At 67.1% G+C, this 14,251-nt stretch carries 11 protein-coding genes; all 11 read right to left on the reverse strand.

Annotation, left to right across the window (positions count from 1 at the left end):
* Positions 1–10 precede the first annotated feature (10 nt).
* The gene (locus tag QF050_RS16215; protein WP_308931341.1) at positions 11–928 is read right to left on the reverse strand and encodes a cell division protein FtsQ/DivIB; all 918 of its coding nucleotides are present in this window, start codon (positions 926–928) and stop codon (positions 11–13) included.
* Positions 921–2,297, reverse strand: a complete 1,377-nt coding sequence (murC, locus tag QF050_RS16220) for a UDP-N-acetylmuramate--L-alanine ligase (RefSeq protein WP_308931342.1) — start codon at positions 2,295–2,297, stop codon at positions 921–923. The genes QF050_RS16215 and murC overlap by 8 nt, the downstream gene beginning before the upstream one ends.
* Positions 2,294–3,394, reverse strand: coding sequence for an undecaprenyldiphospho-muramoylpentapeptide beta-N-acetylglucosaminyltransferase (gene murG, locus QF050_RS16225; protein WP_308931343.1), 1,101 nt, complete (start codon positions 3,392–3,394; stop codon positions 2,294–2,296). The genes murC and murG overlap by 4 nt, the downstream gene beginning before the upstream one ends.
* Before the next feature lie 6 nt (positions 3,395–3,400).
* Positions 3,401–4,726, reverse strand: a complete 1,326-nt coding sequence (ftsW, locus tag QF050_RS16230) for a putative lipid II flippase FtsW (protein ID WP_308931344.1) — start codon at positions 4,724–4,726, stop codon at positions 3,401–3,403.
* A gap of 2 nt (positions 4,727–4,728) precedes the next feature.
* On the reverse strand, positions 4,729–6,306 hold the full coding sequence (gene murD / locus QF050_RS16235) for a UDP-N-acetylmuramoyl-L-alanine--D-glutamate ligase (RefSeq protein ID WP_308931345.1): 1,578 nt from the start codon (positions 6,304–6,306) through the stop codon (positions 4,729–4,731).
* Positions 6,288–7,397: a phospho-N-acetylmuramoyl-pentapeptide-transferase gene (gene mraY / locus QF050_RS16240; RefSeq protein WP_308931346.1), complete on the reverse strand. Its 1,110-nt coding sequence runs from the start codon at positions 7,395–7,397 to the stop codon at positions 6,288–6,290. The genes murD and mraY overlap by 19 nt, the downstream gene beginning before the upstream one ends.
* Positions 7,394–8,857: a UDP-N-acetylmuramoyl-tripeptide--D-alanyl-D-alanine ligase gene (murF, locus tag QF050_RS16245; protein WP_308931347.1), complete on the reverse strand. Its 1,464-nt coding sequence runs from the start codon at positions 8,855–8,857 to the stop codon at positions 7,394–7,396. The genes mraY and murF overlap by 4 nt, the downstream gene beginning before the upstream one ends.
* A 6-nt stretch (positions 8,858–8,863) precedes the next feature.
* The gene (locus tag QF050_RS16250; RefSeq protein WP_308931348.1) at positions 8,864–10,495 is read right to left on the reverse strand and encodes a UDP-N-acetylmuramoyl-L-alanyl-D-glutamate--2,6-diaminopimelate ligase; all 1,632 of its coding nucleotides are present in this window, start codon (positions 10,493–10,495) and stop codon (positions 8,864–8,866) included.
* A gap of 96 nt (positions 10,496–10,591) precedes the next feature.
* Complete coding sequence (locus tag QF050_RS16255; RefSeq protein ID WP_308931349.1) at positions 10,592–12,397, reverse strand: penicillin-binding protein 2; 1,806 nt, start codon at positions 12,395–12,397, stop codon at positions 10,592–10,594.
* 47 nt (positions 12,398–12,444) lie between these two features.
* On the reverse strand, positions 12,445–13,152 hold the full coding sequence (locus QF050_RS16260) for a hypothetical protein (protein ID WP_308931350.1): 708 nt from the start codon (positions 13,150–13,152) through the stop codon (positions 12,445–12,447).
* A complete protein-coding gene (gene rsmH, locus QF050_RS16265) occupies positions 13,149–14,141 on the reverse strand; it encodes a 16S rRNA (cytosine(1402)-N(4))-methyltransferase RsmH (protein WP_308931351.1) in 993 nt (330 codons plus the stop codon). Before rsmH ends, QF050_RS16260 begins: the two co-directional genes overlap by 4 nt.
* Positions 14,142–14,251 lie beyond the last annotated feature (110 nt).

A 14,251-nucleotide genomic window follows, 5' to 3' on the forward strand; every position in this document is an offset into this window, starting at 1 on the left:
AAGAAAGCGCTCAGCGCGTCACGGGGTGCCGGGGCACACTGACATCGTAGACCCTGACGGGATTCTTCGGATCCGCCGGAACCTTGAGCAGTGCGGCCAGCACCTTGGCCTTGAGTTCCTTCTCCGAGGCGTTGCCCCACACGACCGTCTGGCCGTCCACAAGCTTCAGCTCCACGGCGTCCACGGACTGGGCGGACGCATTGGAAAGCTTGGCCAGCACGTCCGCCGGCAACGCCCCCAGGACTGCTGCCGTGGCACGGAAAAGATCCTGGCCGATCGCACCGGCGCCGCCGTCAATCACCGGCAGGGAAGCCGAAGCCGGGTCAGCCGTGGTGCCCAGCTGGACGCCGTCGACGTCCACCAGCTGGTATTGCTCCCCCTGCTTGACCAGGGCCACCGGGACCCGCTCATGCACGGCGATGGCCAGCGTGGAGGGCGGCCGTGCCTCGACCGAGACGGACTTGACCTGGACCAGGGGCCCAAGGAGGCCGCGTACGTCGTCGTCACTGATCTGCGGCAGCGGCTTGCCGCGGAGGGGTTCCAGGGCGGCCTGCACCTGGGCGGGCGTCAGCAACCGGGTGCCACTGACCGAGATGGTCTGCAGGGCGAGGACGGGCGAATAGATGGCCCCGGCGAGGAGTCCCGCCACGAGCACCAGCACGGTGCCGATCGCAAGCAGGACTTTCTTCCGGCGCCGCTTGGCTTTAGGCTCCGGAAACGCCAGGACCGTCGCACCGGCGGGTTCCTGCGCCTTGGCCGGCTTTTGCACCGTCTGCTCCGGAATGCTGCGGGAAGCGGTAATGACATCGCCACCGGCGAGACGGGGTGCGTCTTTTTCCGGGTCCTTCCGGGCGCCGGTGCCTGCCGCAGCGTCAGTGCGGTTGTTCCGCTTCGGAGGAGCGTAGGTGGGGCGGCGGGAGCTAGGCATCCAGCGCCTCCACTATCCGCGGGCCGTAGGCGGTGACGTCACCGGCACCGACGGTCAGGACGACGTCGCCATCGCCGGCGGCTGCTGCCAGGGTGGCGACGGCGTCGGCGGCGGCCACCAGCCGTCCTCCGCCAGTGAGGTGGTCGGCGATGAGCTGGCTGGTGACGCCCGGAATGGGGTCCTCCCTGGCCGGGTAGATGTCCAGGACCAAGGCCGTGTCCGCCAGGTTCAGGGCGTCGGCGAACTGGGCGGCGAACTCCCTGGTCCGGGAGAACAGGTGCGGCTGGAACAGGACGTGGACCTTGTGGTCTCCGGCCACGGAGCGGGCCGCGGCAAGGGCAGCGCGGACTTCCGTCGGGTGGTGGGCGTAATCGTCGAAAACCCGCACCCCCCGGGCTGTGCCTTTCAGTTCAAACCGGCGCGAGGCGCCCGAGAAGCTGGCAAGGCCGGCCGCGGCGGCCGCCGGCTCCACGCCGAGTTCAAGGGCCACGGCAAACGCTGCTGCGGCGTTGAGCGCGTTGTGCCGGCCGGGAACCTGCAGGGCAAGCGCCCACTGCCCGGCGGAGGTTGCCACGGCCGCCTGGCCCGGGCCGTCGTCGAGCAGCCGTACATCCGCCGCCTCGTTGGTGCCGTACAGGACAACGCGCGTGGCGCCGCGGTGCCGGGTCCTTTCCGCGAGGGCCAACGCCCCGGCGTCGTCTGCACAGGCAACCAGGAGCCCGTAAGCGGGCAGCAGGGCGGTGAACCGGTCGAACGACTCGTAGACGGCCTCGGCCGTGCCGTAGTAGTCAAGATGGTCCGGCTCGACGTTGGTGACGACGGCGATCCGGGGCCGGTAGTTCAGGAAGGAGCCGTCGGATTCATCCGCTTCCGCTACGAAGATGCCGGATGTCCCGTGGGCGGCGTTGACGCCCAGGGCAGGAATATTCGCCCCCACGGCAAAGGAGGGGTCCAGGCCGGCGGCCCGCAGCAATACGGTGATCATGGACGTGGTGGTGGATTTTCCATGCGTTCCCGCCACTGTCACCACGGCGTCGTCCCCCATGGTGGCTGCCAGGGCTTCGGAGCGGTGGAGTACGGGCAGCCCCGCCTGCTTCGCGGCAGCCAGCTCCGGGTTGTCTTCCCTGATGGCGGACCCGGCCACCACTGTCTGCGCGTCCCCGAGGTTCTCCGCGGCGTACCCGACCGCGATGCGGGCGCCGGCGGCCGCGAGGTCAGCCATGACGGGGAGGTCCTTGGCATCGGATCCGCTGACCGGGACCCCGCGCGCCACCATGATCCGGGCTACGGCGGACATGCCCACTCCCCCGATGCCGATGAAGTGCACCTTGCCGAGGGTGTCAGGGCGTGCGTTGGTGTGGGGATTCATGCGGATACCGCTTCCAGGACAAGACCAGCCATCCGCTGGTCGGCGTTTCGGATACCGAGCCGGTAGGACTTGGCTTCCATGGCCGCGAGCCGTGCTTTGTCGGTGATCAGGGGGATCAGTTCGCGTGCCACCCAGTCGGGCGTGAAATCACGGTCGGCCACCAGCAGCGCGCCGCCTGCGGCCACCAGGCCGGCCGCGTTCAGGGCCTGTTCACCGTTGCCGATGGGCAGGGGCACCAGGACCGCGGGAACGCCAACGGCAGCCACCTCGCAGACAGTGGCGGCGCCCGAGCGTGCCAGCAGAAGGTCGGCTGCGGCGTAGGCGAGCTCCATGCCATCGATGTACTCCACCTGCCGGTACCCGTCCGCGGCGAGGGGCTGGCCGGCCTCGTCCAGCACGGTCTTGCCGCGGCCGGTGACATGAAGTGTCTGGATGCCGGCACCGGCAAGCCGGCCCACCGCGGCGGCGATGGTCCGGTTGATGCTTTGCGCCCCGGAAGACCCGCCGGTGACGATCAGCGTCGGCTGTTGCGGATCGAGCCCCAAGGCTGCCCGGGCCGCGGTCCGGGCGCTCTTCCGGTCCAGCCCGGAGATTTCCTTCCGCATGGGCATGCCGACGTGGACGGCGTGCCGGAGCGGGGTGCCCTCGAATGCCACGGCAACCGTGCCGTTGAGGAATGCTCCCACGCGGTTGGCCAAACCCGGGCGTGCGTTGGCTTCGTGGATCACCACGGGGATGCGGCGTTTGCGTGCCGCCAGGTACATCGGGGTGCACACGTACCCGCCCACTCCCACCAGCACATCGGCGTTGGCCTGGTCCAGGATTGCGCCGGCCTGGCGGACCGCACCGGCCAGCCTGCCGGGCAGGCGGAACAGATCCGCTGACGGCTTCCGCGGAAAGGGCACGCGGTCGATCGTGGCCAGTTGCACGCCGGCAGCGGGAACCAGGCGGGTTTCCATCCCCGATGGCGTTCCGACAGCGAGGATTTCCGCCCCCGGTGCTTCGTTCCGGAGGGCCGCGGCGATGGCGAGGAGCGGGCTGATGTGGCCGGCTGTTCCGCCGCCGGCCAAGACGATAGAGGGGGTGGCTGGTGTCATCTCGGGTTATGCACGCTTTCTGGAATTCTTTGGTTGGCTCTTGTCGCGGTTTTTCCTGGCCTTGAACTTCAGCATTCCTTTGGGCCGCATGGAAGGTGCCATTTGTTCCCGGGCCAGCGAGAGAACCACGCCGACGGCGCAGAGCGACATCAGCAGGGCCGAGCCGCCGTAGGAGATGAACGGCAGGGGCACGCCGATGACGGGCATCAGGCCGGTGACGACGGACATGTTCACCGTGGCCTGGCCCAGGAGCCACACCATGATGGTGCCTGCCAGGACGCGGTGGAACATGTCTTCCTGCGCCACCACGACGCGGTAGATGGCAGCGCCCAGGATGGCGAACAGGACCAGTACGACGACGGTCCCCACCAGGCCGAGTTCCTCGCCGATGATGGCGAAAATGAAGTCGTTGTGGGCTTCGGGGATCCAGCTGTACTTCTGCCGGCTCTGGCCCAGGCCCACGCCGAGCCAGCCTCCCGAGGCGAGGCCGTAGAGGCCGTTGGTTGCCTGGTAGTTGGCGTCGACGCCGTCAGCACAGGACTGCCCGGTCCACCACGACGTGATGCGGCACATCCGGTTGGAGCTGGTGACGGCCATGAAGGCGGTGCCTGCGGCGGCGATGAGGCCGGCGATCCCGAAGAGGTAGAGCGGCACACCGGCAAAGAACAGGGCGGCGGCGACGATCATCATGATGATCATGGCCGTGCCGAGGTCGTTGCCCACCAGGATCAGGACGATGACGACGGCGGCCATGGGCACAGCGGGAACCAGCACGTGCTGCCAGCGGTTGAGCAGCCTGCCTTTCATGGCCAGGACCGTTGCCATCCAGAGGGCAAGGGCAAGCTTGGCGGCCTCGGAGGGCTGGAAGGTGATGCCGCCGACGTCGATCCAGTTCTTGTTGCCGTTGATTTCGGAGCCCACCACCTGGACCAGCCCCAATAACAGCACGGCGACCCCGACGGCGGGCCATGCCAGCCGCTTGAGCCACACCACATTGACGCGCGAGAGGACGAACATGGTGAAGATCCCGATCGCCGCGAAGCCACCCTGTTTCAGGGCGTCGCCGTAGGGGGATTTACCGGCGGCGATCGATTCGACGCTGGAGGCGGAGAGGACCATCATGATCCCAATGGCGGTCAGCGCCAGGGTGGCACCAAGGATCAGGTAGTAGGTGGAGCCGTTCCTGGAGGTTCCGGTGCCCTCCAGGGCCGACCAGAATTTATGGTGGACGGCCCGCAGTTTCGCACCGGCTGAAGCCGGCGGCCGCGCGGCCTTGGCTGCGGAGCCGGAGCGCGGCTTGCTGCCCTGTGGCCGGGTGGGCGTGCTGACCATTGTTACTCCTCGCCGGTCTGGGCCTGCCCTTCCACCAGCTCGCGGACAGCGTCGATGAAAGTACCACCACGGTGAGCGTAGGAAGAGAACTGATCCATGGAGGCCGCGGCCGGGGCCATCAGCACGGTGTCGCCTGAGTCGGCGAGCCGGGCTGCTGACGCGACGGCCCGGGTCATCACCAGTTCTCCGTTGCCGGAGGAACCGGCCGGTGTGGCACCAGGCGCCGAAGCAGTCTCCACGTCTTCAGTGTCGCCCGCGTCCGGCTCGATGACCGGGACATCCGGCGCGTGTCGCCGGAGGGCCTCACGCAGGGGGCTCCTGTCTGTTCCGATCAGGACCACCGCCTTGAGCCGGGCGGAGTGCTGCCTGACGAGATCGTCGTAGCTGACGCCCTTTGACAGTCCGCCGGCTATCCAGACCACCTTGGTGAAGGCCGAGAGGGACGCCGAGGCAGCGTGCGGGTTGGTGGCTTTGGAGTCGTTGACCCAGAGGACGCCGTTCAAGCGGGCCACGGGCTGGATGCGGTGGTCCCCCGGGACATAGTCCAGGATGCCCTGGCGGACGGCCTTGGCGTCAACACCGTAGGCGCGCACCAGGCCGGCAGCGGCGAGGGCGTTGGCGACCATGTGTCGCGGTGCCAGCGGTCCGAGGTCGGCCATGGACGCAAGTTCCGCTGCGCTGTCCCGGCGTTCTTCGATGAACGCCCGGTCCACCAGCAGACCTTCCACGACGCCGAGCATGCTGATGGCGGGGGTGACCGTGGTGAAGCCCACCGCGCGGCAGCCTTCAACGACGTCGGCGTTTTCCACCATCCGCTCGGTTTCAATCTGCTCGGCGTTGTAGATGCACGCTCTTTGGGTGTGCTCGTAAACCTTGGCCTTGTCCGCCAGGTAGGAATCGTAGGAGCCGTGCCAGTCCACATGATCCTCAGCGACGTTGAGGCACACGCTGGCCACGGGCGAAAGCGATTCGGCCCAGTGCAGTTGGAAGCTGGAGAGCTCGACGGCGAACACGTCGTAGTCAACCGGGTCCCGGAGGGCGTCGAGGATGGGTGTGCCGACGTTGCCGACGGCGATGGCTTTGAGCCCGGCGGCCCGCAGCATCGATTCCGTAAGACCAACCGTGGTGGTCTTTCCGTTCGTCCCCGTGATGGCCAGCCAGTCCGCCGTCTTCCGGCCTTCCCTGATCCGTACGCGCCAGGCAAGCTCGACGTCCCCCCATACCGGGATGTGCGCACGGGCCGCGGCCGCGAGAAGGGCCTGGTCCGGGCGCCAGCCAGGCGAGGTGACAATGAGTTCCGGGAGTTCGCCGTCAATCCGGGGAATATGGGTGACGGCACCCGGGCCCAACAGGACGTCGGCGGCACCAACGATTTTCAGGGTGTCGGCATGCGCCCGCGCCGTGTCGCTGGTGGCGGCGTCCACCACCACCACGCGCGCGCCAAGTTCGATCAGGGTGTCTGCCGCTGCGAACCCGGAGACGCCGATGCCGGTGACGGCAACGCGCAGGCCGGCCCAGTCGGAGTCCCAGGAGACGAGATTGGCCAGGCGGGAGGAAACGGTCACAGCAGTACAACCCATTCAGCGTAGAAGATGCCCAGGCCCACGGCGACGAAGAGTCCGCCCAGGATCCAGAACCGGACCACAACGGTAACCTCGGCCCACCCCTTGAGCTCGAAGTGGTGCTGCAGCGGCGCCATCTTGAACACGCGCTTTCCGCCCGTGGCTTTGAAGTAGCCCACCTGGATGATGACGGAGAGGGTGATCAGCACGAAGAGGCCGCCCACGATGCCCAGGAGAAGCTCCGTCCTGGACAGGATGGCGAATCCGGCCACCGCTCCACCGATGGCAAGGGAGCCGGTGTCGCCCATGAAGATCTTGGCCGGTGAGGTGTTCCACCAGAGGAAGCCCACCAGGGCCGCACTCAGGATTGCGGCAAGCAGGGCGAGGTCCAGCGGGTCCCTGACGGAGTAGCAGCCGCTGCCGGCTTCCCGTGGAGAGCCGCACGCCTGGTTGCTCTGCCATATGCCCATGAGCGTATATGCACCGAACACCATGATGGAGGCTCCCGCGGCCAGGCCGTCCAGGCCGTCGGTGAGGTTGACGCCGTTGGTGGCCGCCGTGACGATCAGGTTGGACCAGATGACGAACAGGATCGCACCCAGGACTGTTCCACCGAATGCGAGGTCCAGCCACGGCAGGTCGCGGACAAGGGAGATCTTGGTGGACGCCGGAGTGAGTCCGGCGTCGTTGGGGAAGTTCAGGGCCAGGATGGCGAAGATGATGCCGACGGCTGCCTGGAGGATCAGTTTCGCTTTGGCGTTGAGGCCAAGGCTCCGCTGCCTGGAGATCTTGATGAAGTCGTCCAGGAATCCCACCAGGCCCATGCCCACCATCAGGAACAGCAGGATGAGGGCCGAGGCGGAGGGGCCGGGCGAGTCCGGGTTCATCATCAGCATGATGAGGTGGGTCAGCCCGTAGCTGAGCAGGACCGCGGCCACCACCACGGTGCCGCCCATGGTGGGCGTTCCGCGTTTGGTGTGGTGCGAAGTTGGACCGTCGTCGCGGATGAACTGGCCGTAGCCGCGGCGGACCAGCAGCCGGATGAACAGCGGGGTGCCGACGAGGGCGCAGAGCAGGGCAAGGCCCGCACCGATCAGGAGAGCAATCACAGCAGAGTGCTCCTTTCGTCGGCAGGTGTCGGGGATGTGGGTAATGCTATCCGATCGCCCAAATGGCGAAGCCCAACGCTGTTGGAGGACTTGAACAGCACCAGGTCCCCTGGTTGGAGTTCTGCGTCAAGGATTTGGTAGGCCTCATCGGCGGTTTCGGCGAAGAGGCATTCGTCGCCCCAGGATCCTTCCTGGACGGCGGAGACGTAGAGGGCCCGGGCTTCGCGGCCTACCACCAGCAGCCTGGAGATGTTGAGGCGTACCACCTGGGTGCCCACTGCGGTGTGCTCCCGGATGGAGTCCTCACCGAGTTCGAGCATGGCCCCCAGGACAGCCCAGGTCCGGCGGCCCCGGCCAAGGTCGGCAAGGGTGCGCAGGGCTGCACGCATTGACTCCGGGTTGGCGTTGTAGGCGTCGTTGATGATGGTGACGCCGTCCGGCCGTTCGGTCCGCTCCATGCGCCAGCGGCTGGCGGCGGCCTGGTTGCCCAGTGATTCTGCGATATGGTTCCCCGGCACCCCTGCGGCCCAGGCGGCTGACGCTGCTGCCAGCAGGTTGCCTGTGTGATGGGCGCCGATGAGCCGGCTGCGGACGTGGCGTGGCGCTTCGCCGTCCGGCAACTGGAGATCGAATTCCGGGCAGCCTTCAGCGTTGGTGTCGGCATTCAGTGCCTGCACCTGGGCATCCGGGCGGCCTTCTGCGGAGAACCCGAGGACTGCCGCGGAGGTCCGGCTGCGCATCGCCGCGACGCGTTCGTCGTCAAGGTTGATGATCGCGGTGCCTGCAGCGGCAAGTCCTTCAACCATCTCGCCCTTGGCCAGGGCGATGTTCTCCACTCCCCCGAACTCGCCTGCGTGCGCCGTTCCGACGGCGAGGACAACTCCGATGTCGGGCTTGACCATCTCCGCCAGGTAACGGATGTGGCCGACGCCCGTGGCGCCCATTTCGATGACCAGGTAGCGTGTGTCGGTCCCGGCCCGGAAGACCGTCAGCGGGACACCCACCTCACCGTTGTAGGACCCCTGGGGCGATACGGTCGCCCCCTGGGTGGCGAGTACTCCCGCCAGCAGGTCCTTGGTGGTGGTCTTGCCGGCCGAACCCGTGATGCCAACAACCGTCAGCTGGTCACCTGCTTCTGCCCGTGCGGCACGAATCCGGCGGACAGCTTCAGCCGCCAGGGCGCCCATGGCGAGGACGGCGTCGGCAACCAGGACCGTCGGGTAGCCCGTGCCGTCCGGCGCGGCGACGGGGCGCTCGACGAGGGCCAGGACGGCTCCGGCGGCAAAGGCGGCGTCCAGGAAGTCGTGGCCGTCGGCCTGCTCGCCCGGCTTCGCGACGTAGAGCGAACCCTGCGTGGCTTCGCGTGAATCCGTCACCACCGAAAGGGGCGTAATTCCGGGATCGGCGTCCAGGCGCCCGTTGGTGATTTCGGCGATTTCCGCCGCAGTAAATGCAATCATCTCGGTCTAGGACTCTATCCGGTGGTCATGGAGAACGTTGAATCCCCTGGCTGTCAAGGCGCTGCGCAGTTCCACCCTGTCGTCCAGGGCGAGGTTGACGCCTTTTACCTCCTGCCAGACCTCGTGCCCGCGGCCGGCGACAAGAATGGTGTCCTGCGGGCGCGCAAGTTCCGCGGCGCGCCGGATGGCCTCGGCCCGCGGGAAGACTTCCATCAACTCGGCGTCGAGGGATTCCTTCTGCACGGCCTCCCGGGCCCCGGCGAGCACGTCCGCACGGATGGCGGCGGCGTCTTCGTCGTGGGGGTCGTCGTCGGTGATGATCACGGTGTCCGCCAGGCGTGCGGCGATGGCGCCCATGGCCGGGCGTTTGCCCTGGTCCCGTTGCCCTGTGGCACCGAACACCACGATCAGCCGTGAGTCGGGTTCGGGCGAGCGGACCGCTTCCAGTGCCCGCGCCAGGGCATCAGTGTTGTGGGCAAAGTCCACGACGGCGGCGGGCCGGTCGGAAATCAGCTGCATGCGGCCGGGCACGGCCACCGTAAAGGGGTCGGCACGGTCCAGTGCGTCCTGCAGGACGGCGGCGTCCACTCCGGAGGTGAGGACCATCAGGGCCGCGAGGGCAGCGTTGGCAACGTTGAAGCCGCCCGGCAGTCCGGTGTGGACGTTCAGGACGGCACCCGCCGGCCCTGTCAGCGTGAAGTCGGTCCCGAGCCCGCGCGGCGAGGAGGCCGTCACGGTCCAGTCAGCGGGCGTGTGGCCGCCGGTGCTAAGCGTGGTGACCGGCACCTGGGCGTTGCCGGCCAGTTGCCGGCCCCACTCGTCGTCGACCGTCACCACGGCGCGGCGGGCGCGCCCCGGAGTGAAGAGCTCTGCCTTCGTGGCGAAGTAGCCGTCCATGCTGTGGTGAAGGTCCAGGTGGTCCTGGGTAAGGTTCGTGAATCCGGCGACGTCGAAAAGCAGCCCGTCCACCCGCTGGTAGGAAATGGCGTGGGAGGACACCTCCATGGCTGCGGCGTCGAGCCCCCGCTCGTGCATGAGCGCCAGCAATCCGTGGACCTCCGGTGATTCCGGCGTGGTGAGGAGGCTGGGAATGGGTTCACCGCCGGCCTGGATTTCGATGGTGCCGATCAGGCCTGCCTGCCGCCCCAGGGCCCGCAACAGCGAGGTGATGAAGTAGGTGGTGGTGGTTTTCCCGTTGGTTCCGGTAACCCCGAGAAGCTGCAGCGGACGGCCGTCCGAGGACTGGCTCCGGTAGATCAGGGCAGAGAGGGGACCCACCTTGTTGCGTGGACTGTCCACAACCAGCACCGGGACGGACGTTTCCGCGGCGAGGGCAAGGAGCCGTGCGCCCGCATCATCCGTCAGCACAGCTGCCGCGCCTGCTCCGATGGCATCCGTGACGAAGTCCGCGCCATGCCGGCTGGCCCCGGGCAGTGCCACGTACAGATCGCCGGGCTCCACGGTGCGGGAGTTGATGGAGATGCCCGTCACCTCCACCTCGGCGGCCGGAGCGGGAACAGCTACTCCGATGGCCTTCCCGACGGCGGCCAGCGGGACAGCCGCTACGGCAGTCGGCCGGAAGCGGCCCGGACTTTCGTCCCGGGCAGCGTCGCCGCCGGGCGTGGTGAACTCTGACAAGGGGATCTCCGATGGTGCTAGTGCGTGCCCGTCATGGTTCGCGCCGGGCACTGTGATGCGCTGGATGCTGCCGGTATTTACAGCGTGGCGCAGCGGCTACTTCGCGTATTGGGGCAACCTGGCCGGCTCCCCGGTTGAAGGCTGGACGTTGTAGGTCCGCAGCGTCTGGCTCATGACGGACCGGAAGACCGGACCGTTGGTGATGCCGTAGATGCTGCCCTTCGGCCGCTGGAGCACCACCTCCACAATAAACCGCGGATCATCCATCGGCGCCATTCCAACGATGGAGGCGGTGTAGCCGCAGTAGCCTGATTTGCCGTCGTCACACGGCGATTCGGAGGTGCCTGTCTTGGCGCCGACCCTGTAACCGTCGATGCCGGCGTCCTTGATTTCACCTTCGGTGACGGCGCTTTCCAGGATGTCCTTGACCTGTTGCGCCGTGCTGCCCGAAACCACCTGGCGTGAGGGTTGCGCCGGGACTTTCTCTTCCGTGCCGTCGGCGGAAATGTACGAGTCGATTAACCGGGGCTGCAGCATGACGCCATTGTTGGCGATGCTCTGGTAGGCGCGGACGGTCTGGAGGGTCGACTGGGAGACACCCTGTCCGAACAGGACGGTGTACTGCTGGCGTCCGTCCCACTGGTCGGAGGGCGAAAGGATGCCCGACGCCGTCGCCGGCAGCCCGATGTCAGGCGCCTCGCCGATGCCGAATTTCTTCAGCCAGTCGTAACGCTGTTCCTTGCTGAGCCGTTGGCCGGCCATCACGGTTCCGGTGTTCATGGAGTACCCGATGATGCCGGCAAGTGTCCGTTCCTCGGTCCCGTGGGTGAAGGCGTCACTGAAGGTCTGGCCGTCGACGGTGTAGGTGGGCGGAATCGTGAACTTGTCCAGCGGGCTGGCCAGGCCTTCATCGATGACCGCCGCGGCAGTGATCATCTTTTCCACCGATCCGGGCTCGTAAGCCGCGGTCACGGAGCGCGTGCCGCGGTCCTTCGCGGCCACCAGCCCCGGGTTGTTGGGATCAGGGGCGTTAGTGTCCGCCAGGGCAAGGAGGTTACCGGTCTTGGCATCCATCACGATGATGACGCCCCATTCGGCGCTGAGCTTGTCAGTTTGGCTCTGGATGGCCTGCTGGGCGAAATACTGGAGGTCCGAGTTGAGGGTGAGCTTGACGTCCTTGCCGTTCTGGGGCGGGGTCAGCTCGTCGAGGCCCACGGGGATGCGCAGTCCGTCCGCGCCGATCTCGAACAGGCGCTTGCCGTCCGTTCCCTTCAGCTTGTCGTCCTGCGTCTGCTCGATGCCGGCCTGGCCGGTGGTGCCGTCCTGGAGGAAGCCCACCACGCCTCCTGCAACCGCGCCGTTGGGGTAGACGCGCTTGCTGACACCCTCGGCAACGATGCCAGGGACCTGGAGCTTGGAGATGCGGTCTTCGACGTCGGGCTTCACGTCCTTGGCCACGATGTAATAGGGCTGCTGACCGGTTACCGCATCCCGCACAGCGCCGGAGTCCATCCCGAGCGCTGCGGCGAGTTCTGAGATTGCCTGGTCGCGGCTGACGTCCACAAGCTTGTCGTGGCCATCAGCCTGCGGCTCATAGCGCTTGTAGGAGTCGGTCTTGGTGTTGACGCGCTGGTCCACCACGATGTTGTAGCGGATCACGCTGTTGGCGAGTACGGTGCCGCGGGAGTCCAGGATGCTGCCGCGTTCCGCAGGCAGGATCGCCGAGGTCATCCGGCTGTTCAGTGCCGCTTCAGCCATGCCGCCGACGTCGAGCCCCTGTACCAGGAACAGCTTCCCGCCCACCACCAGCAGGAGCGTAAGCATGATGCCCAGCCCCAGGCGCAAGCGCTTCGTGGCGTTGGGTGCCTTGCTTTTTCCTGCTTTGCCGGTCGTTTGCGCCACCGTGATATTCCTTGCTGTTCGACCTGCTGCCTGTCTTGCCTGGCGACTTACTGTCCGGGGACCTTCTGCTGCGGCGCCGGGACGGAGCCGCCGTGCAATTCAGGTGCCGGAACTGCCGCTGCGGCTGCAGCCTTTGCGGCGGCCTGTGCCTGCGCGGCGGCCTGTGCCTGTGCTGCCGCCTGGGCCGCCTCCGCCGCAGGGGCTGAGGACGTCCTGCCGGCATCCGACGGCGTCACTTTGTCCGCGGCTGCGTCCTTCGCTGCCGACGGCACGACGAGCTGGCCCGCCACGGCCGGCGACGGAATGACTGCGCCCGCCGGTGCCCCCTTGACCGCAGGTGTCGCCTTTCCGGTCACGGACAGCGTGGACAGGTCGATTTGTCCCTTCACCGTTGACGCCACCATGCCAAGTTCCGTGGCCTTGGCGGCCAGGTTCTGGGGTGCCTCGAAGTTCTGCACCTGCTGCGTGAGGTCCTGGTTGGCCTTGGTCAGGGTGCTCTGCTTGGCCCGAAGCTCAACGAGCTGGTACTGCGCCGTTGACACCGAGATGTTGAGGACGAGCACCGCAACCAGCGCGACGGCGAGCATGGCGAAACACAGCACGACGAAGGGGGCACGGCGCTTCCGCGGAGCCGTGCGGACGACCGAGAGCGGCGTCCGTCCCTTGCGTCCTTCGCCAGGACGGCCCGCGGGCCTGCCATCGGCCGCCGAGCTGCCGGAAACGACGGGAAAGTTCTTGACGGCGGCGGTGCTCATGCAGCTCTCCTGGCTCTGATTCGTTCTGCAGCACGAAGCCTGGCGGAGGCAGCGCGCGGGTTTTCGGCGATTTCGACGGCGGTGGGCACCTCAGTGCCCTTGGTCAGGGTTTTCAGTTCGGGCTTGTGCTCCTCCAGCTCCACCGGGAAGCCGAGGGGAGCCGAAGACTTGGACCGGGCCTGGAACACGCCCTTGACGATCTTGTCTTCCAGCGAGTGGTAGGACATGACCACGATTCGGCCGCCCAGAGCCAGGGAGTCGACGGCGGCCGGGACGGCCCGTTCCAGGACATCGAGTTCTTCGTTAACCTCGATCCTCAGGGCCTGGAAAGTCCGTTTGGCGGGATGTCCGCCGGACTTTGCGGCCGAGGCAGGGACAACCGAACGGATTTGTTCCACGAGTTCGCCGGTGGTGGTGAACTCCTTGACTGCGCGGGCCGCGACGATCCGGTTGGCTATGCGTCCTGCGAACTTTTCCTCGCCCCATTTGCGGATGATCCGGACCAGGTCCGCTTCGCTGTAGTTGTTGACCACATCCGCTGCCGTTTGGCCGCGGCTGGTGTCCATCCGCATGTCCAGGGGTGCATCGAAGGAGTAGGCGAATCCGCGCTCACGCTCATCCAGCTGCAGGGAGGAGACGCCGAGGTCCATGAGGATCCCATGCACCTCGGCTACACCGAGGTCCGCCAGGACGTCCTGGATTTCGTCATAGACGGCGTGGACGAGGTCGGTCCGTGCCGCAAAAGGCGCCAGCCGCTCCCCTGCGAGGGCCAGGGCTTCTTCATCGCGGTCGATCCCGATGAGGTGAAGGTCGGGAAACCGCTGAAGCATTGCCTCTGAGTGGCCGCCCATGCCCAGTGTTGCGTCAACGGCTACGGGAGTCCGGCCCCGCCGTCTCGCAGCCTCAAATCCCGGTGCCAACAAATTGATGCACCGGTCCCGCAGGACCGGCACATGGCGTTCGGACGTAGGCTTCGGTTCATCGTTCATGCCTGGTCCTTTCCCGCCGTCGTTGTCACCTGCTGCTTCTGGGACCAGATCCCCATCCGCGCCTACCGTCCTGCCCGCCTGGCTCAGGGGAAGTTGAGCCAGGTTGGCAG

It is taken from the genome of Arthrobacter sp. SLBN-112 (assembly GCF_030944625.1).
Classification (GTDB): Bacteria; Actinomycetota; Actinomycetes; order Actinomycetales; family Micrococcaceae; genus Arthrobacter.

What these genes read in the sequence shown, in the direction of transcription:
- QF050_RS16215 (WP_308931341.1), bottom strand. Translation starts at nt 928, where the DNA reads ATGCCTAGCTCCCGCCGCCCCACCTACGCTCCTCCGAAGCGGAACAAC.
- murC (WP_308931342.1), bottom strand. Translation starts at nt 2,297, where the DNA reads ATGAATCCCCACACCAACGCACGCCCTGACACCCTCGGCAAGGTGCAC.
- murG (WP_308931343.1), bottom strand. Translation starts at nt 3,394, where the DNA reads ATGACACCAGCCACCCCCTCTATCGTCTTGGCCGGCGGCGGAACAGCC.
- ftsW (WP_308931344.1), bottom strand. Translation starts at nt 4,726, where the DNA reads ATGGTCAGCACGCCCACCCGGCCACAGGGCAGCAAGCCGCGCTCCGGC.
- murD (WP_308931345.1), bottom strand. Translation starts at nt 6,306, where the DNA reads ATGGGTTGTACTGCTGTGACCGTTTCCTCCCGCCTGGCCAATCTCGTC.
- murF (WP_308931347.1), bottom strand. Translation starts at nt 8,857, where the DNA reads ATGATTGCATTTACTGCGGCGGAAATCGCCGAAATCACCAACGGGCGC.
- QF050_RS16260 (WP_308931350.1), bottom strand. Translation starts at nt 13,152, where the DNA reads ATGAGCACCGCCGCCGTCAAGAACTTTCCCGTCGTTTCCGGCAGCTCG.
- rsmH (WP_308931351.1), bottom strand. Translation starts at nt 14,141, where the DNA reads ATGAACGATGAACCGAAGCCTACGTCCGAACGCCATGTGCCGGTCCTG.